The 17,097-nt window shown below is 40.0% G+C and carries 16 protein-coding genes; 10 read left to right on the forward strand and 6 right to left on the reverse strand.

The features are described 5' to 3' along the window. The first annotated feature begins 121 nt into the window (after positions 1-121). The 3 genes from FJR09_RS09420 (at position 122) to FJR09_RS09430 (ending at position 3,822) form a co-directional block, all read left to right on the forward strand. Positions 122-445: a hypothetical protein gene (locus FJR09_RS09420; RefSeq protein ID WP_015079258.1), complete on the forward strand. Its 324-nt coding sequence runs from the start codon at positions 122-124 to the stop codon at positions 443-445. Positions 446-924: 479 nt separating this feature from the next. Further along, positions 925-3,012 (forward strand): S-layer homology domain-containing protein, encoded by a 2,088-nt coding sequence (locus FJR09_RS09425; protein WP_168653181.1) that lies wholly within the window; start codon positions 925-927, stop codon positions 3,010-3,012. A 129-nt stretch (positions 3,013-3,141) separates the two neighbouring features. Beyond that, on the forward strand, positions 3,142-3,822 hold the full coding sequence (locus FJR09_RS09430; protein ID WP_168653191.1) for a hypothetical protein: 681 nt from the start codon (positions 3,142-3,144) through the stop codon (positions 3,820-3,822). Between the two features lie 325 nt (positions 3,823-4,147). Here FJR09_RS09430 and FJR09_RS09435 read toward each other — a convergent pair whose 3' ends face one another. Then, positions 4,148-5,725, reverse strand: coding sequence for a DUF1565 domain-containing protein (locus FJR09_RS09435; RefSeq protein WP_168653182.1), 1,578 nt, complete (start codon positions 5,723-5,725; stop codon positions 4,148-4,150). 238 nt (positions 5,726-5,963) lie between these two features. Here FJR09_RS09435 and FJR09_RS09440 point away from each other — a divergent pair, with 238 nt between their 5' ends. From FJR09_RS09440 to thiS, 4 genes are all read left to right on the forward strand, one after another. Then, on the forward strand, positions 5,964-7,001 hold the full coding sequence (locus FJR09_RS09440; RefSeq protein WP_015079262.1) for a thiamine phosphate synthase: 1,038 nt from the start codon (positions 5,964-5,966) through the stop codon (positions 6,999-7,001). Positions 7,002-7,098: 97 nt separating this feature from the next. Continuing rightward, complete coding sequence (locus tag FJR09_RS09445; protein WP_168651233.1) at positions 7,099-7,881, forward strand: DUF4058 family protein; 783 nt, start codon at positions 7,099-7,101, stop codon at positions 7,879-7,881. A 21-nt stretch (positions 7,882-7,902) separates the two neighbouring features. Continuing rightward, complete coding sequence (locus FJR09_RS24635) at positions 7,903-8,043, forward strand: hypothetical protein (RefSeq protein ID WP_158310509.1); 141 nt, start codon at positions 7,903-7,905, stop codon at positions 8,041-8,043. 267 nt (positions 8,044-8,310) lie between these two features. Beyond that, positions 8,311-8,523, forward strand: coding sequence for a sulfur carrier protein ThiS (thiS, locus tag FJR09_RS09450; RefSeq protein WP_015079264.1), 213 nt, complete (start codon positions 8,311-8,313; stop codon positions 8,521-8,523). Positions 8,524-8,581: 58 nt separating this feature from the next. Here thiS and FJR09_RS09455 read toward each other — a convergent pair whose 3' ends face one another. The 3 genes from FJR09_RS09455 to FJR09_RS09465 form a co-directional block, all read right to left on the reverse strand. Next, entirely contained in the window at positions 8,582-9,328 is a 747-nt protein-coding gene (locus tag FJR09_RS09455; protein WP_015079265.1) for a creatininase family protein, read from the reverse strand. A 158-nt stretch (positions 9,329-9,486) separates the two neighbouring features. Beyond that, complete coding sequence (locus FJR09_RS09460) at positions 9,487-9,705, reverse strand: DUF2839 domain-containing protein (RefSeq protein ID WP_041457777.1); 219 nt, start codon at positions 9,703-9,705, stop codon at positions 9,487-9,489. Between the two features lie 67 nt (positions 9,706-9,772). Continuing rightward, positions 9,773-11,317: an ATP-dependent DNA helicase gene (locus FJR09_RS09465; RefSeq protein WP_168651235.1), complete on the reverse strand. Its 1,545-nt coding sequence runs from the start codon at positions 11,315-11,317 to the stop codon at positions 9,773-9,775. Here FJR09_RS09465 and FJR09_RS09470 point away from each other — a divergent pair. Beyond that, positions 11,290-11,511 carry a hypothetical protein gene (locus tag FJR09_RS09470; protein WP_168653180.1) on the forward strand — a complete coding sequence of 74 codons (222 nt, stop codon included), beginning with the start codon at positions 11,290-11,292 and terminating at the stop codon, positions 11,509-11,511. The two genes, FJR09_RS09465 and FJR09_RS09470, sit on opposite strands and share 28 nt — an antisense overlap. Before the next feature lie 43 nt (positions 11,512-11,554). Then, positions 11,555-12,508: a M48 family metallopeptidase gene (locus FJR09_RS09475; protein ID WP_015079268.1), complete on the forward strand. Its 954-nt coding sequence runs from the start codon at positions 11,555-11,557 to the stop codon at positions 12,506-12,508. Positions 12,509-12,563: 55 nt separating this feature from the next. Here the strand turns inward: FJR09_RS09475 and FJR09_RS09480 are convergent, their stop codons facing one another. Further along, positions 12,564-13,490, reverse strand: a complete 927-nt coding sequence (locus tag FJR09_RS09480; RefSeq protein WP_168653183.1) for an AAA family ATPase — start codon at positions 13,488-13,490, stop codon at positions 12,564-12,566. Between the two features lie 216 nt (positions 13,491-13,706). Between FJR09_RS09480 and FJR09_RS09485 the strand changes: the two genes are divergently transcribed. Then, entirely contained in the window at positions 13,707-13,862 is a 156-nt protein-coding gene (locus FJR09_RS09485; RefSeq protein WP_158310510.1) for a hypothetical protein, read from the forward strand. Between the two features lie 55 nt (positions 13,863-13,917). Here the strand turns inward: FJR09_RS09485 and FJR09_RS09490 are convergent, their stop codons facing one another. Beyond that, a complete protein-coding gene (locus FJR09_RS09490; protein ID WP_168653184.1) occupies positions 13,918-17,085 on the reverse strand; it encodes an efflux RND transporter permease subunit in 3,168 nt (1,055 codons plus the stop codon). Positions 17,086-17,097 lie beyond the last annotated feature (12 nt).

Genomic DNA, 17,097 nt, shown 5'->3' on the forward strand with positions numbered 1-17,097 from the left:
TAAAACTGAACTTTAAAGTATGGCATGATCACTTCTTAATTTGTTTTTAGCATTCACTTAAAACATATCTTCAATAGATATATTTTTGAGAACTTATATTATTAAAGGCGTAGGTAGTTCAGTGAATCAAATCCAATTAACTTTAGTTATTAGCTATGTTCTCATGACTGGCTATTTTTTTACTAATTGGTTAACATTTTCTCTTCGTCACCCTACATCTTCCCCACAGGAGAAATTTTTATCCTTGATCATGTTTGTGATCATCACTATTTTATGGCCTTTAGTGATTGTTAACTCTTGCTTAGAAGTGATCAAAAAAGGCAAGTTAGAATTTACTACAGTTGTTCCTGTACTTTTAGTAATATGTGCTTTTGGTATTTCCTACTATTTAAGTTCATTACCTGAACATTGGCTATGTTATTACGATCTATTTTGCCATGTTTAAATACTTGTGAAAACCAGTTTTAAATTGTCGATTATCAATTTTTTCTTGTCTTTTACCTAAGAGGTTGTTTGAAAAGTATTATATGAAACCCATAATCTCCAAAAACCTAACCCCCCTACCCCCCTTCCCTACAAGGGAATGGGGGTTTTAAAGCCTCTCCCCTGGTAGGGGAGAGGTTTGGAGAGGGGTCTGTTTACACATGAAAAACTTTTAAAACATCCTCTAAATACGCAATTTAACTTAAAGTTATACGGGTATTAACTTAAACTTTATTGATGGAAGATGTCGTAATTTGTGGTTTATTGTTTGGTCAGGTTCATATAGTGGTGGAGACAGGTAATTTCTTGAGAGTGGCAAACACCTCAAGCTGTGATACTTTTGTGTGAATTTTTATTTATTACCGACTTGAAATATTGAGTGTGTCAAAAGTATGGTTAATTATGGATGTCACCATTAAAACCTTATTCGTTTAACAATCAATGGTTAATTCTAGTCTTGTTGCCACACTCTATGTTAATCCTGCTACAGGAAATGATGCTAATACGGGTTCTCGTCCTAGTCCCCTAAAAAGTATTACCAGCGCCCTGAAACAGGCAAAAGCATCAACAATTATTCAGTTAGCTAGTGGAACTTATAGCACAGCCAATGGGGAGGTATTTCCCTTGACCATTCCACCGGGAGTGTTGGTAGTAGGAAATGAGGCAAATAAAGGCCAGGAAATGATCATTTCTGGCAGTGGTGAATATCAAAGTCCTAGTTTCGGGGTACAGAATATCACTTTTCTTTTACTAAGTGATGCGAGTCTTTTAGGTGTGACGGTGATTAATCCTGCCGCAAAAGGTACTGGCGTGTGGATTGAATCATCAATACCTACCGTGGCCAACAGTACATTTAAGAACTGTACCAGAGAAGGAATTTTCATAACTGGGAATGCGAAACCGGGGATTGTGGATAATTTGTTTATTAACAATAAAGTGTGTGGATTAGTCATAGCTAAGAACAGCAAAGGGGAAGTGCTGCGGAATGTATTTGAAAATAATGCTTTGGGCATAGCCATTAGTGATTTTGCCGCGCCTTTAGTAGCAAATAATCAACTTTCTGCCAATGGCACAGCGATCGCCCTTTCCCGTGATGCTAAACCAGTATTACGGCGGAATCTCATCACTAGTAACACCCAAGGTGGTCTTTTAATCGTCGGTAATGCCGTTCCCGACTTAGGCAGTCCCCAAGACCCAGCAGACAACATTTTTCGAGAACAGGGTAAATTTGATTTACAAAATGTTACAGATCAAAAAATCATCTCCGTTGGTAATCAATTAAGTCTTCCCCAGGTGATTGGGGCGATAGATTTCATCGCTGCTACCGCTGACACCCCCAGTCAAATCGGAGTCAGCAGTAGATTTGCTGATTTAGAAGGACATTGGGCGGCAGCCTTCGTGGAAGCCCTAGTCAGTAAAGATATTATTAGTGGTTTTCCTGATGGCACTTTTCAACCAGCCACACCCATTACCCGCGCTCAATATGCAGCTTTGATGACGAAGACATTTCAACTACCGGAAAGTAATCAACTAGATAAATTCAAAGATGTCAAATCCGACTTTTGGGCGGCTAAAGCCATAGCCAGTGCTGGGGATAGAGGCTTTTTAAAAGGCTTTCCCGATGGCACATTTCGACCAGAAAATAACTTAACCAAAATTCAAGCCCTAGTCTCCATTGTCAACGGTTTAAACTTGAGTGGTGGTAATCCTAACGTCTTGATGGTATACAGCGATCGCGCTCAAATTCCCAGTTACGCTACCAGTGCAGTGACAGTGGCTACGCAAAAACTATTAGTTGTCAATTATCCTCAACCAGATCAATTAGAACCATTGCGGGAAATTACTCGCGCTGAAGTCGCAGTCCTAATTTATCAGGCATTAGTCGCCACAGGACAAGAAAATCCCCTTCCCTCTGCCTATATTGTCAAACCAGAGACAGAGATTCCCTCTTTTTCCGATATTGTTGGCCATTGGGCCGAACCATTTATTCGGGCATTAGTTAGTATGAACTTAACCCAGGGTTTTGCTGATGGCACATACCAACCAGATCAAGCCATGAGCCGCGCTCAATATACAGCTTTAATTGCTGCGGCTTTTAATCCCCCAGCCAAACGTCCGTCCCCAGAATTTACAGACATAGCCAAGGATTTTTGGGCAGCTAACGCCATTGAAATTGCAGCCAGAGGCGGTTTTGTGGGCGGATTTAGCGATCGCACCTTCCGTCCTACCCAAAACGTCCAACGGCTACAAGTCATAGTCTCCTTGGTCAACGGACTGGGACTTTTGGCAACTGCTCAAAAAACCTTAACCTACATTGACCAAGATAAAATTCCCGAATATGCCCGCACAGCAGTTACCATCGCTACCCAGCAAAAAATTATTGTTAATTATCCAGATCCCAATTTACTAGCACCCACGAGGGAAGCCACCCGTGCCGAAGTTGCAGCCATGGTGTATCAGGCATTAGTCACCAGTCAACGCACAAAAGTTATTAATTCACCTTATGTTGTTTTGCATATCAGCAATTGACAAGTAGAATGGAAAACACTGCCTATGACTTTTGCTGCTGGTGAGAAAAACTACTCATGTAGCTAAAAGTACGTTAGGCTAGATGCGATGGGTGAAATGTTTATACCTATTGCCTATAACTCACAGCCCATGTTAACAACAGCCCCGGTCACTCAAACTTTCGCACCTCCTGCCGAACTAGCAGCTAAGTTATTAACTCACTACAGCTTTGATCTCAACGGACACAATGCTAGTGAGCTAGTTAACCAATGGCAATCTGAATATCCCCTGCATTGGTTACATTTAGCAGTTATTGAAGCTTTGTATCAAGGTCGTTATAAAGCCGTATCTGTACAGCAAATCTTGAACTTTTGGCGACGAAAGGGTGAGACAACCTACCATTTCAATATGGAATTTGAGCGCATGATTTGTAGCAAATTCCCTGAACGTCTCACTTCTCCCTCTCTACAAGTTTTACCACCCACTAAACAGGAAATCAGGATGGAAGAATATAAAAATCTTCGTCTATTACCTGCTCCAGTGAGTTATAAGTATCAAATAAATAATAATTTACAGCCAACAGCAGAGAAACGGGACTTTGAGCCGGAAAATCCAGTCCCAGCATCTCCTTCTGATCAATTAACAGCAAATATCAGACAACAGCAAATTATTGAGGAAATTTCCCCCCCACCTGCCCAACAGTTAATGCTACCAGCAACGGTCAATCATCCCCCTATTGGTCAGTTTATGCCACAAAAGAGCGATCGCACCGAATCCTTCACATCCAAACTCAAAGCCCTCACCAGTGAAAGATTGGAGTTGGCATTTTAGGCAAGAGGCAAGAGTCAAGAAAAATATCAATATTTCCCTATTATACTCAACACGGCTGATTCATTTGATTCTGTGGGTAGGGGTAAAGCAAGAGCTTATTGGTATCAACTTAACGTAAATTGATGTCCCTTCAAGCCAGGGAATAAATTCCCTGTCTAAAAGCTAAAGTCGGTTAAAACCGACTACTTTGGCATAAATAGGATAATTTTTGATTTTGAGTTAACCAGAGTGCGTTTTAACGCACTTTAGCTTTGAGACCGGAACTTAAGTTCCGGGCGGGAATATTGCAGCCAAACAAATAAGCTATCCCTAGATCAATCCCCAATTATTTCACAGCCTGAACCACTGATTTGAAACCTTTGCTATTGAAGAGGTTAACCATTTCCGAGGCACTTTCTTGACTATTGAAAACTCCCACCTGCATCACCCTGCGGCCTTGCCAAACCTTGGGAAAAGCATCATTAACCAGAGAACTGACTAAATTCTGTTGCTGCTGATTTGCAACCAACACTAGCACCCGGTAACTGACATTTTGCCCAGTAGCTGTATAAATTTGAGGGTCTGATATTGGGGCTGAATTTTGCATATTTTCCCCTGTGGCTGCTTGAGGAGCTACAAATTCAATAGCACCAGAATCAAGTTGAGTATAATTAAATTGGGATGGATTAGATAGATTATTTGGTACTCGTGGCAATTGATTGGGATTAGAAACGGGTTTAATTTTTAAAGGTGTTACCGTTCTTTGATGAGGAGCATTGGGAACTGTGGGGGCAGAAAATGTGATTGGCCTGCGGGCTGAAGTTTCTGTTGATAAAGAATTAGCACCAGGATTTCTGGCTGTAGATGCGGTTGTACCTTGAAGATCCACTTTACCACTGATGCGATCGCTAACCAAATTATTTCCTGCCGCAGAAATCACCAACTTCGCAGTTTGGGCGTTGATATCATGACGACCATTATTGCGAAAGATATTCTTGCCTGGGTCATAACTACTACCTAAATCTGGTCTAGCTTGGGCAATTACTACTAGACCATCTTCTCTGTTACCTTGAATCAGATTATTCCTTAACATTGGTGTAGCATTTGCTTGGACAATAATCCCCGATCTATTATTCTGAATTTGGTTAGCTACCACCACAGGAGACGCATTTTGGGCAATATTAATCCCAAAACCAGTTTCTTGAAAGATATTTTCCCTGATTTCGGGGCGAGCATTTCCAGAAATAGTTATGCCATTAGCACCATTGCGAACAAAAACATTTTTACTAATACTGGGTGTCCCATCACCAGCGACAGCAATTCCATCTTGGGTATTATTAGTAAAGGTATTTTCCCGAACTATAATATTACTGGATTCAATCCATAATCCATAACCACGAGGATTGGTATTAGTGACGGTGACACCACTTAAACTAGCTTGGTTAGCACCGATAATAGCCACATTTTGACCACCAAACTTGCGACTGAGAAATTCGCCACCACCAGTAATTGTCACAGTTTGGCCTTTATTGTTAATGTTGCCTTGAATGGCTATACCTGGTTTCAACATTAAAGGAAATACTTCTCCACTTTGGACGCTATATGTACCGGGAGAGAGGATAATTACACTATTAGATGGTGATGCTTCTAGGGCTTGGCTAATTGTCCGCCAAGGTGCGCTAATACTACCATTACCTGTTTTGTCATTTCCTGTACTGGGGTTGACAAATGATTGGTTAATCTGAGAGATTGTTTTTTCACCTTGAAGTATTTGTTCGCCGACCGTCGGAATTTGAGCGAAGACACTACTTGCACTGGTTATGAAGAGTATTGTACTCGTCACTCCTAAACCAACTGTTAAACTCAAAATTGAGCAACTCAGGGAGTTTTTTCGGGTGTTCACAGATTTTTGGGGGACTATCATTTTTTATAAAACTCCTCTAAAATTTATAGCAACAACACTGAAAGTTTATTTGGATCTGAGACTGGATATCAACTGTTATACAATTAATTTTTATACTATTTCATGATAGTATGTCTACGATGCTACTTGTATCTTGACAAATTGACCACGATTAGTTAGCAAGTATTTAATAATTAAAATATTAAAATATGAATCAGGCTGGCTATTACTATAAAAGCATTAAAAATGAGGTTTTGTAATGGTTTCAGCCCATAGTCACACACAACAAACTGTTTATCGCATTTTAGATGCTAATTTAGATCGCGCTCGTGAAGGGTTGCGAATTATTGAAGAATGGTGTCGGTTTGGTTTAAATAATGCCCAGTTTTCAGGTATATGTAAACACTTGCGTCAGGAGTTGGGTACTTGGCATACGGCAGAAATCCGCGCAGCACGAGATACACAGGGTGATCCAGGAACGGATTTGAGTCATCCCCAAGAGGAACAACGGGCTGATATTACATCGCTATTGCAGGCTAATTTTTGCCGGGTGCAGGAAGCTTTGCGCGTATTAGAAGAATATGGCAAGCTTTATCATGGGAATATGGGAGCAGCTTGTAAACAAATGCGTTATCAGGTTTATACCCTAGAAAGTAATTTGATGGGTTATCAGCGTCATCAGTTATTATGGCGATCGCATTTATATCTGGTAACATCTCCCGCAGATAATTTATTCGCAATTACCGAAGCGGCTCTTCAAGGTGGATTAACTCTGTTACAGTACCGGGAAAAGACCGCTGATGATTTAGTCCGCTTAGAACGGGCGATAAGACTGCGTGAATTATGTCACCATTATGGGGCTTTATTCATTATTAATGATCGGGTAGATTTAGCTTTGGCTGTAGATGCTGATGGTGTCCATTTGGGACAACAGGATATACCCATTGCTGTAGCGCGTCAATTACTGGGACATCAGCGCATTATCGGACGCTCTACCACAAATCCCCAAGAAATGCAAGGGGCAATTGCCGAAGGTGCGGATTATATTGGTGTGGGGCCTGTGTATGAAACACCGACTAAAGTAGGTAAAGCCGCAGCGGGTTTAGAGTATGTGAAGTATGTTTCTCAAAATTGTCAAATTCCTTGGTTTGCAATTGGGGGAATAGATATGAGTAATCTTAATGATGTGATGAAGGCAGGGGCGCAACGGGTAGCTGTAGTGCGATCGCTCATCGAATCAGATCAACCTACCCTAGCAACTCAGTATTTTCTTTCGCAACTGCACAGAATTAAATAGAAAAGAAGAAAAATCGGATTAAACTATGAAATCAATTTCAGGAAAAAATTTTGCTATGCTGTAGGTTAAAAGATATTTAACCGATAATTTATTTATTATGCCTTCACCATTTCCAGGAATGAACCCCTACTTAGAAAATCCTGAACTCTGGCCAGAAGTACATCATTGGATTCTGACATTACTAGCTGAGTCATTGATACCACAGTTGCGACCAAAATACAGAGTAGCAGTGGAAAAAAGAGTTTATCATGATACTGATCGCAACTCTGTTTTAATTGGTATTCCTGATGTGGCGATCGCCCGTTCTTTAAAACCTACAACTCAGAAATCATCTAACATTGCTGTAGTTTCTCCACCTGTTAAACCCGTAACAGTAAATATCCCCATACCAGAAGAAATTAGAGAAACTTATTTAGAAGTGAGAGAAGTTGCTACAGGTGAAGTGATCACAGTAATTGAATTACTTTCACCTAAAAATAAACGTCAAGGAGAAGGAAGAAAAGCATATCAAACTAAACGATTACAAATATTAGGAAGTTCTACACATTTAGTCGAAATAGATTTATTACGTGCTGGTGAATCTATGCCCATATTAGATAATAATATTAAATCAGATTATCAAATTTTAGTTAGTCGTAGTCAATTACGACCTAGAGCAGAATTATATCCTTTTAATTTATCAGAAGCAATTCCCGCCTTTTTCTTACCTCTACAAAAAGAAGATATAGAACCCTTAGTAGATTTACAAAATGTGATTCAAGATTTATTTGATCGTGCAGGTTTAGATTTAGCAATAGATTATAATTCCGAACCAGTTCCCCCAATTCAAGAAACTGATTTGATTTGGGTAAATGAGTTATTAAAAGAGCAAGATTTATAGTCTAAATTTATACCAACTCTGGTGACTAGAAATCGCAGCTACATAAACAAAATCCACACTTCAAGAAGGGATTGGGTAGCTGTAGTGCGATCGCTCATCGAATCAGATCAACCGACCCTAGCAACTCAGTATTTTCTTTCCCAACTGCACCGCATCAAATAAATAAAGGGTGCTGACAGTAACTATAACTGTGAATATTATTGTTGCTCCAATTAGTATAGTTGATACATCTCCAGTGCCAACTGAAGCCGCTAATTTCAACAACGAAATAGATTTCAAGAATGTACAATTGACAATTGGTGATAAAATCCCTATTTCATCCTGTTAATCCTTTAATCCTGTACTTCGACTTCGCTCAGTAACCAGACATCCTGATTCTGACTACATTATTATTTTCATAAGTCCTAAATTCAAAATTTTTCCCGCTTTATGTCTAATCAAATTCATCTCCAAGTCAATGGAGAAACTCGCAATTGTTTATCCCCAACTGCTTTACCAGAATTACTCCAACAGTTGGGTTTTAATCTGCGCTTAATCGCAGTAGAATATAACGGTGAAATCTTACATCGTCAATTTTGGACTGAAACTCAAATCAAAAATGGCGATCGCTTAGAAGTAGTCACTATAGTTGGTGGTGGCTAAAATAAGAGTATAATAGCTCTACTCTCCGTTTCTGCATCTGGAGCCGGAGAAAAAACCTCTATTCCCCCTTTAAAAACTCCAAATACCCCTTACTCAATTCCTCCACAGACAAATCATAAAACTGCTTCCCATGTTCTGGGGTTGCTAAATCAGGATTTGAACCCATTCTCCCATCTGGATAACGAGAACGAAAATCAACGGAACTATAAATTTTATGTCCACTAGCAACTTCTGGATCAAGATATGCTTTTTTAATTGCGTCTGGATAAACGTATTGGGTAACAGCTACTTCGCTAGGGGTAGCATGAGAACCTTCTTGATTACCATATAATTCTTTGGCAAGTTTGTACACAGAACCACCCATAAACCAATTAGCAACTTGACATTGCACTTTTGCGGAATTGGGAATTTGCAAATCTTCTAAATGAGCGTAAGTTTCCGAAAAAGCAGCTTTGAGAGTCGCAATATTTCCTCCATGTCCATTAATAAAATAGAACTTGGTAAAACCAGCTTTTACCAAACAAGTTAAATAATCTTTAACTACTAAAATTAAAGTGCTAGGACGTAAACTAATTGTTCCGGGAAAAGCAGTATGATGTAATGCCATACCCACATTAATAGTTGGTGCTACCATTGCTTGGGTTGCTTCCCCGACACCTTTTGATATAGATTCTGCACAAATTGCATCAGTCCCAATTAATCCCGTGGGTCCATGTTGTTCCGTTGAACCAATGGGTAAAATTATTCCTTGAGATTGTTGCAGATAAGTTTCAACTTCCGGCCAAGTGCTTAAATGTAAGAGCATTGTTTTTTAGGAGTCAGGAGTCAGGAGTCAGGAGAAAGAAAAGGAGAAAGAAAAGAAGAAAGAAAGAAAGAAAGGAGGAAGAAGGAAGAAGAAGAAGAAGAAAGAAAATCAACCAATCACCAATCACCAATCACCAATTACCAATTACCAATTACCAATTACCCAACAATTTCCCACCAACCGAAAGCAGGACCGATAAAACGGATGATTACCCACGCGACAACCATACTACCAATACCTATCCATGCACCACGAGTAGTGATAGCCACAAATTGTGAAGCTTGGGTTTTATTGATGGGAACCCAAGGTAATATTCTAGTAGTGTCTTGTCCGTATTCTTCACCTAGGGAGTGTTTACGGCGTTTTGCTTCACCCATAATTTAATAATTTAGTTTCTTTTTGAGTTCAATTTAAATTTTAATAGAAATTCGTCATGGAAATTAATTAAGCAGAATCATCTTCATTATTCGCAGAAAACAAACTAGGATCGAGATAGTTTAAGCGGGCTAGGGGACTAAGTGCAGAGAGGATTTGCACGCCATAGCTGCGGTTAACGACACGACTATCTAGTAAAGCTACTATACCTTGATTTTCGCGGACAGGTGCGATCGCTCTTTGTAATTCGTTCATGGCTGTGGGTAATAAATATAGTCGAAACCAGTCTTGGTGCGATCGCTTATAATGAGCCACTCTACCAGCTACCAAAGGATTTTCCAAAGATGGTAAAGGTAAAGTTGCAATAATTAACAATCTGGGTGATGGTAAAACACTTTGATTTTCGCGCCAAAATTCCCAACCAGTAATTAAAATCCCATTTTCATCTAAACAAGTTTTTTCTACCTGCACCCGTGAACCAAATTCAGAAGCCAAAATTGTCCCCACTCTGGCTTTTAGCGGTACATCCCCAATTAATATTACCGTCATTCCTGGTGCAGTTGCACTCAAACATACCAAAGTGCGAACTTGATGAATTAATGCTTGTTGAAATTCCGGTGTATTTGGTAAAGGCAACTTATAAGGAATATAAAGTTGAATTGCTTCCCCTTGACTATCAGCAGCAAATTTCAAGCAAGTAACATCCTCTAAACCCAAACGTTGATGGAAAAGAGGTGCTTCCGCTTGCGGTTCTAAAGCACTACCAATTAATACTACAGGTTGACGTTGCCAAATTGGGGCGAGGATTTTACCCAATTCAATTGGAGCATAATATAAAGAAAATAAACCTTGACGACGGGAAATTGTTGACCAAAATAAAGTAGGGTAAGAAGAATTTTCCAAATTTGGGAATTGTTGCCAAAAATTTCGCCAAACATTTGGAAGATTGTTTTTATCTAAAGCTAAATATAACTCTTGTAAAATTTCAATTTCTGGTTGAGAAATCAGATAACAGGAGTAGGGATTTTCTGGATGCTGAAATAATTTATATGTTAGTTCTACCCTAACTTCCCGAATTAAATCTGCTTGATAGGGATAAGCCAGCATTAATTGATCCCAATCATGGGGTTCAATGCTTTGAGTCAGTTGAGAACGTACCCAATCTTCTAAATCGTCAACACCATCAATAATTGTGGGAATATTCGCAGGAAATGGATTGTTATCAGCCAATTGTCCTTTTAACCAAGCTTCAGGGGAAGTCAACAACAAACCCTGAAAATCAGGACTTGGCCAAGTGTCACCGGTTCTAATGGGTTTATTCGCTGGTAGCCACTGCTGGAGTCGGGGAATTTCTACCTTTAACAACCGTTGCTGGACAGTTTCGGAAGCGACAATAATTATAGAACCATGCCACATTAAAGCAGAAGCGATAAAACTGGTGCGATATCGCCCTTGATGTCCACAAACCGCCCCTACTTGGATTAAGGCACTACGTCCCAACCGTAAAGCACGTGCCACTAACCTAGCCATCGTTAAATGATGAGGCCAGGAAGGAAACCCGTCCTGCGATCGCAGGAAGTTATGTAATGATAAATGAACTTCAGCTTCAATCACGTGCTTTTAATTCCATAAAAATTGTTCGTTGTCAGTTGTTCGTTGTCCGTTGTTCGTTGTCAGTAGGGGCGAAGCATTTGGAAGATAAATTATCGGTCATTGCCAAAAATAGTTCTCCAAATGCTTCGCCCGTACAGTTGTTCGTTGTCCGTTGTCCGTTGTCCGTTGTTTTACCAATGACCAATGACCAATGACCAATCACCAATCACCAATCACCAATCACCAATCTCCTAAATTATGCCAACTTACCCAGGAATTTCCAGCGAAGCCTTCAGACATCCCTTAGACCGTCAAGCAGAACAAGCTTTACGCAATTTACCCGGCTTTGATTTAATCGCCCGTAAATTTGTAGAATTTGTCTATGAACGCCCCCAATTTGTCTATTTAATGGGTAACTCCATTCAAGTCGGACCGCGGCAATATTCCACGATTTACCAGATATTCCGGGAATGTGTTCGAGATTTGGACATCAGCGGTGAACCGGGATTGTTTATTGCTCAAGATGCCCAAGTTAATAGTTATGCTTTAGGACAAGAACATCCTTATATAGTCGTCAACACTGGGTTACTGGAGTTACTCAATGAAACCGAACTACGGACGGTCTTAGCGCATGAACTGGGACATATTAAATGTGGTCATACCATTTTAATTCAAATGGCGATGTGGGCGATGAATGCCGCTTCCGTCATTGGTGAACTAACATTCGGTTTAGGTAATTTTGTCAGTCAAGCCTTGATTTATGCCTTTTTTGAGTGGCGACGCAAAGCTGAGTTATCAGCAGATAGAGCGGCTTTATTAGTGATGGATGATTTAAACCCAGTCATGTCATCCATGATGAAACTGTCTGGAGGTAGTAACAAATATGCCCATGAATGTAGTTTACAAGAGTTTATTCAGCAGTCGGAAAAATATCAGGCACTAGATGATGATGGGCTGAATCAAGTATATAAGTTTCTATTATACAATGGCGCACAAGGAATGATGCTGAGTCATCCTTTTCCTGTGGAACGGTTGCATTATTTACGCAGTTGGGCAGTATCAGAAGAATACCAGGAAATTAAAAGGGGTAATTATCAGCGTTCTGCTGATGGTTCGGTTGATGTGACACCGGAAACACCTGATCATGAAGCGGAAAAACTCAGAAAAGAAATTGAAAAATTACAAGCAGAAATTAACAAAATGAGAAAGTAAATCACAAGATCCCCGACTTCTTCAAGAAGTCGGGGATCTGAAAATCTGAATTTAATCAACTTTCAGTTTCGCAATCAGGAACACCTTCTCTAAATACTCGACTAGCGAGAATATCTACTGCTTCAATGGTAATTAAATCCTGCTTATTTAACAGTTTACCACTACTTAATAACCGATTTGCTTGACGTAAACGCGCTCTATCTATAGCATTACGCACACTTCTAGCATTGGCAAAATGGGGCATAGTCTTCCGTTTAATTAAATATTCGCGGAAGGCTTTTTCGGCATCTGGACTAAAGCAATAGTTTTGGGCTGTGACTATAGATTGGGCAATAGTCATTAAACTATCAACACCATAATCGTTAAATTCAATATGTAATCCAAGGCGGGAATTCATCCCTGGATTACTATGAAAAAATCTGTCCATCTGGTCTTTATAACCAGCAAGAATAACGACCAAATCATCTCTTTGGTTTTCCATGACCTGCATGAGAATTTCTATGGCTTCTAAACCAAAATCCCCAGGATAATCTGGACGGTATAAAGTATAGGCTTCGTCAACTAATAAAACTCCGCCCATGGCATTATTTAATACTTCCCTGGTTTTGGGCGCTGTTTGTCCCATACCTTGACCAACTAAATCATCTCGCGTCACCAACATGACATTTTCTTTACGGATATATTCCAGCCGGTAGAGGATTTCTGCCATTCGCATTGCTACAGTGGTTTTACCCATACCAGGATTACCTAAAAATGTCATGTGCAAACTGGGCGCACCTGCATTCAAACCTAAGCTTTTACGAATACGGTCAACCAATAACAAAGCCGCCATTTCTCTAATTTTGTTTTTGACGGACTTTAATCCAACTAACTCCTGGTCTAACTTATCCAAAATTTCTTGGATATGAGATTCTTGGAAAGCTGCTTCTAAATCAATTCCGTTATTGTGATCTATTTGTTTTTCTAATATCTGTTCGGTCATGACTATCACCTTTGCTTATGATTTTGATGATAGCCTGGAGTTGGGAAATATAAAAGAACATAATCTTTATAGGTCTGATATATTTTTCTTACTTATCAATTAGTAGGGGCGAAGCATTCGGACAGAAAATCAATGGTTTCAACGATAGGTTATCGCCCGAATGCTTCGCCCTTACGGACAGAAAATCAATGGTTTCAACGATAGGTTATCGCCCGAATGCTTCGCCCTTACGGACAGAAAATCAATGGTTTCAACGATAGGTTATCGCCCGAATGCTTCGCCCTTACGGACAGAAAATCAATGGTTTCAACGATAGGTTATCGCCCGAATGCTTCGCCCTTACGGACAGAAAATCAATGGTTTGAACCATAGGTTATCGCCCGAATGCTTCGCCCTTACGGTGTTCTAGACTAGGAACGAGAGAATGCTATCTTATGGAAACATGATCTTCTTCACGCACTTCTAAATGGGGAGCATGATGAACTGGTTGTAAACGTTGACGAATTTTGCCAATGATGATATAGAGAATTGGCACAATAAACAAACTCAAGAAAGTCGCTACAAACATTCCCCCAAATACAGCAGTACCCAGAGATTGACGACTCGCAGCACCCGCACCTGTAGCAGTTGCTAGGGGAAAAATTCCCAACAAAGTCGAAAAAGCAGTCATGAGAATGGGACGTAACCGACCTTGTGCTGCTTCTACTGCTGCTTTGGTAATTGATAAACCTTGCTGTTCTTGCAACTGGTTAGCAAATTCGACAATTAAAATTGCATTTTTACTGGCTAAACCAATTAACATGACTAACCCAACTTGGCAAAATACATCATTATTTAAACCTCTTAATGATTGTGATGCTAAAGCTCCCATAATAGCTAAGGGAACTGACAACATAATAATCAAAGGGTCAACATAGTTTTCATACTGAGCAGCTAATACTAAAAAGACGAAAAGTAAACCTAAACCAAAAATGATTGGTGCTTGTCCACCGGATTCTTTTTCCTGAGCAGCAATACCCGACCATTCATATCCCATGCTTGTGGGTAATATCTTTTTAGCTAGTTGTTCCATAGCTAAAGTTGCTTGTCCAGAACTAGTACCAGGAGCAGCAGAACCATTAATTTCAATGGAACGCAATAAGTTATAATGATTAATAGTTTGCGCTCCTGTTGTTGGCGTTAATTTCACTAAACTACTCAGAGGAATCATCTGATTAGTCTGAGAACGCACATTTAATAAACCGATATCATCAGGATTGGAACGAAACTGAGCATCTGCTTGAACATACACCCGATATGTGCGAGAAAGAAAATTAAAATCATTGACATATCGTGAACCCAAATAAGTTTGCAGGGTTTTAAAAATATCGTCAATGGAAACTTGCAGAGATTTCGCTTTATTCCGGTCAACTTCAATTAAGATTTGCGGTGTATTGGCGGTAAAGGTGCTAAATACAGCTTGCAGTCCGGGGGTTTGATTTCCCTGCATCATGAACTGACCAACGGTTTGCAGCATGGAATTTAAGCTGTTAGTTCCCGCTATATCTTGTAACTGAAATTGGAAACCACTAAAACTACCTAAACCGCGAATTGCGGGGGGATTAACCGGGAAAACTCTAGCTTCGGTAATTCCTGAAAAGCTTTTTCTTAAATTACCAATAATTGCTTGGACTGATTGATTTGGTTGTTTACGTTCGTCCCAGGATTTGAGAGTTGTGAAAATTATGCCACTGTTAGCGGTGCTACCACTAAAACCAAAACCACCAATTGCAAATGTTCCTGTAACTTCTGGTAATTTGAGGATTGTTGCTTCTACCTCACTCATGACTTTACTGGTGTATTTGAGTGAAGAACCTTCTGGCCCTTGGATAATGGTAATGAAATAACCTTGGTCTTCGTCGGGGAGAAATGCTGTGGGTACGGTCATGTACAGCCAAGCAGTGACACCTAATGAACCGATAAATAACAGGAGAACAATCGCTTTTATTTTTACCAAAAATTTTAAAGAGCGCTCATATCCCCAACCCATGACTTCTAAAAACCAATTAATTATACCAAATACCCAACCCAAAATCCCTCTAGGTGCGGGTCTTTGCCGTAATAACAAGGCGGAAAGAGAAGGGGTGAGGGTGAGAGCCAAAAATGTGGAAATGGCGATAGAAAAGGCGATCGTCAGGGCAAATTGTTTGTAAATTTCTCCAGTTGATCCAGGGAAAAAGGCGACAGGGACAAATACCGCCATTAATACTAAAGAAGTCGCAATTACAGCCCCAAATAGCTCTTGCATGGAGATTAAAGCAGCTTGACGGGCTGACATTCCTTCTTCTTGAATTAAGCGGGAGATATTTTCTACCACAATGATTGCGTCATCAACTCCCATACCAGTGGACAGGGTTAAACCAAACATGGTCAAGATGTTGATAGAAAATCCAAAGGCTTTGACGAAGGCAAAAGTACCAATTAAGGATAGAGGAATGGTGATCACAGGAATTAACGTAGTCCGCCAATCTTGTAGGAAAATAAAGATAACGAGAATTACCAGAGCGATCGCCTCTAAAAGAGTTTTTACCACTTCTGCCAAAGATTCTTCTACAATCGTAGTGGTGTCAAATGCCACTTGATATTTCATCCCTGGCGGAAAGCTTTGCGACAATTGCGCTATTTCCTTTTTGACTAAATTAGCCACGTCCAAAACATTACTTCCTGGTGCCGGAAATATCCCCAAACCCACACCCTCATTCCCCTTAAACCGCAGAAATGAGCTATAGTTTTGCGCTCCCAATTCCGCCCTTCCCACATCTTTTAACTTAATCAAACTACCGTCACCAGCGGTTTTAATGACTACATTGTCAAATTCCTCAACTTCCGTCAGCCTACTAACTGCCCTCAAGTCAATTTGATACATTTGACCATCTACGGCTGGCTGTTGTCCAATTTGTCCCGCACCTACCTGTAGGTTTTGTTCATTCAGGGCATCAATAACATCACCAGTAGTTAAATTCCGACTAGCCAATTTATTCGGGTCAAGCCATAGGCGCATTGCATAGCGACGTTCCCCAAAAATCCGCGCTTCACTGACACCTTTAATCCGTTTGAGGGCATCTACCAGATATAAATCTGCATAATTACTTAAAAAGACATTATTTAAGGCTTTATTATCACTGTACAAACCGATCGCTAACAAAATATTGTTAGACTGTTTACTCACAGTCACTCCTGTTTGCTTCACAGTATCTGGTAACTGCGGTTGAGCGGAAGTAACACGGTTTTGCACATCAACGGCAGCAATATCCTTGTCCCGCGAAGCATCAAATGTGACAGTAATCGTACTACTGCCATCATTACTACTACTCGAAGTCATGTATTTAATGCCTTCGACACCGTTAATTTGCCGTTCTAAAATCGTTGTGACGGTACTTTCAACAATTTCCGCACTAGCACCAACATAATTAGAATTGACGATAATCTGCGTGGGACTAATTTCTGGATACTGGGCTGTAGGTAATGTGGGAATACTGATTGCACCAACAAGTAAAATGATAATAGCGCAGACGCTGGTAAATACAGGTCGCTTAATAAAGAAGTTAACAAACATAAATTGGTAATT

This window comes from Dolichospermum sp. UHCC 0406, assembly GCF_009712025.1.
In the GTDB taxonomy this organism is placed as follows: domain Bacteria; phylum Cyanobacteriota; class Cyanobacteriia; order Cyanobacteriales; family Nostocaceae; genus Dolichospermum; species Dolichospermum lemmermannii.

Coding starts and splice junctions, on each gene's coding strand:
- FJR09_RS09430 (WP_168653191.1), top strand. CDS start 3,142: ATGTTAACAACAGCCCCGGTCACTCAAACTTTCGCACCTCCTGCCGAA.
- FJR09_RS09485 (WP_158310510.1), top strand. CDS start 13,707: ATGCTTCGCCCTTACGGACAGAAAATCAATGGTTTCAACGATAGGTTA.
- FJR09_RS09475 (WP_015079268.1), top strand. CDS start 11,555: ATGCCAACTTACCCAGGAATTTCCAGCGAAGCCTTCAGACATCCCTTA.
- FJR09_RS09460 (WP_041457777.1), bottom strand. CDS start 9,705: ATGGGTGAAGCAAAACGCCGTAAACACTCCCTAGGTGAAGAATACGGA.
- FJR09_RS09445 (WP_168651233.1), top strand. CDS start 7,099: ATGCCTTCACCATTTCCAGGAATGAACCCCTACTTAGAAAATCCTGAA.
- FJR09_RS09440 (WP_015079262.1), top strand. CDS start 5,964: ATGGTTTCAGCCCATAGTCACACACAACAAACTGTTTATCGCATTTTA.
- FJR09_RS09490 (WP_168653184.1), bottom strand. CDS start 17,085: ATGTTTGTTAACTTCTTTATTAAGCGACCTGTATTTACCAGCGTCTGC.
- thiS (WP_015079264.1), top strand. CDS start 8,311: ATGTCTAATCAAATTCATCTCCAAGTCAATGGAGAAACTCGCAATTGT.
- FJR09_RS09425 (WP_168653181.1), top strand. CDS start 925: ATGGTTAATTCTAGTCTTGTTGCCACACTCTATGTTAATCCTGCTACA.
- FJR09_RS09470 (WP_168653180.1), top strand. CDS start 11,290: ATGATAAATGAACTTCAGCTTCAATCACGTGCTTTTAATTCCATAAAA.
- FJR09_RS09435 (WP_168653182.1), bottom strand. CDS start 5,725: ATGATAGTCCCCCAAAAATCTGTGAACACCCGAAAAAACTCCCTGAGT.
- FJR09_RS09480 (WP_168653183.1), bottom strand. CDS start 13,490: ATGACCGAACAGATATTAGAAAAACAAATAGATCACAATAACGGAATT.
- FJR09_RS09455 (WP_015079265.1), bottom strand. CDS start 9,328: ATGCTCTTACATTTAAGCACTTGGCCGGAAGTTGAAACTTATCTGCAA.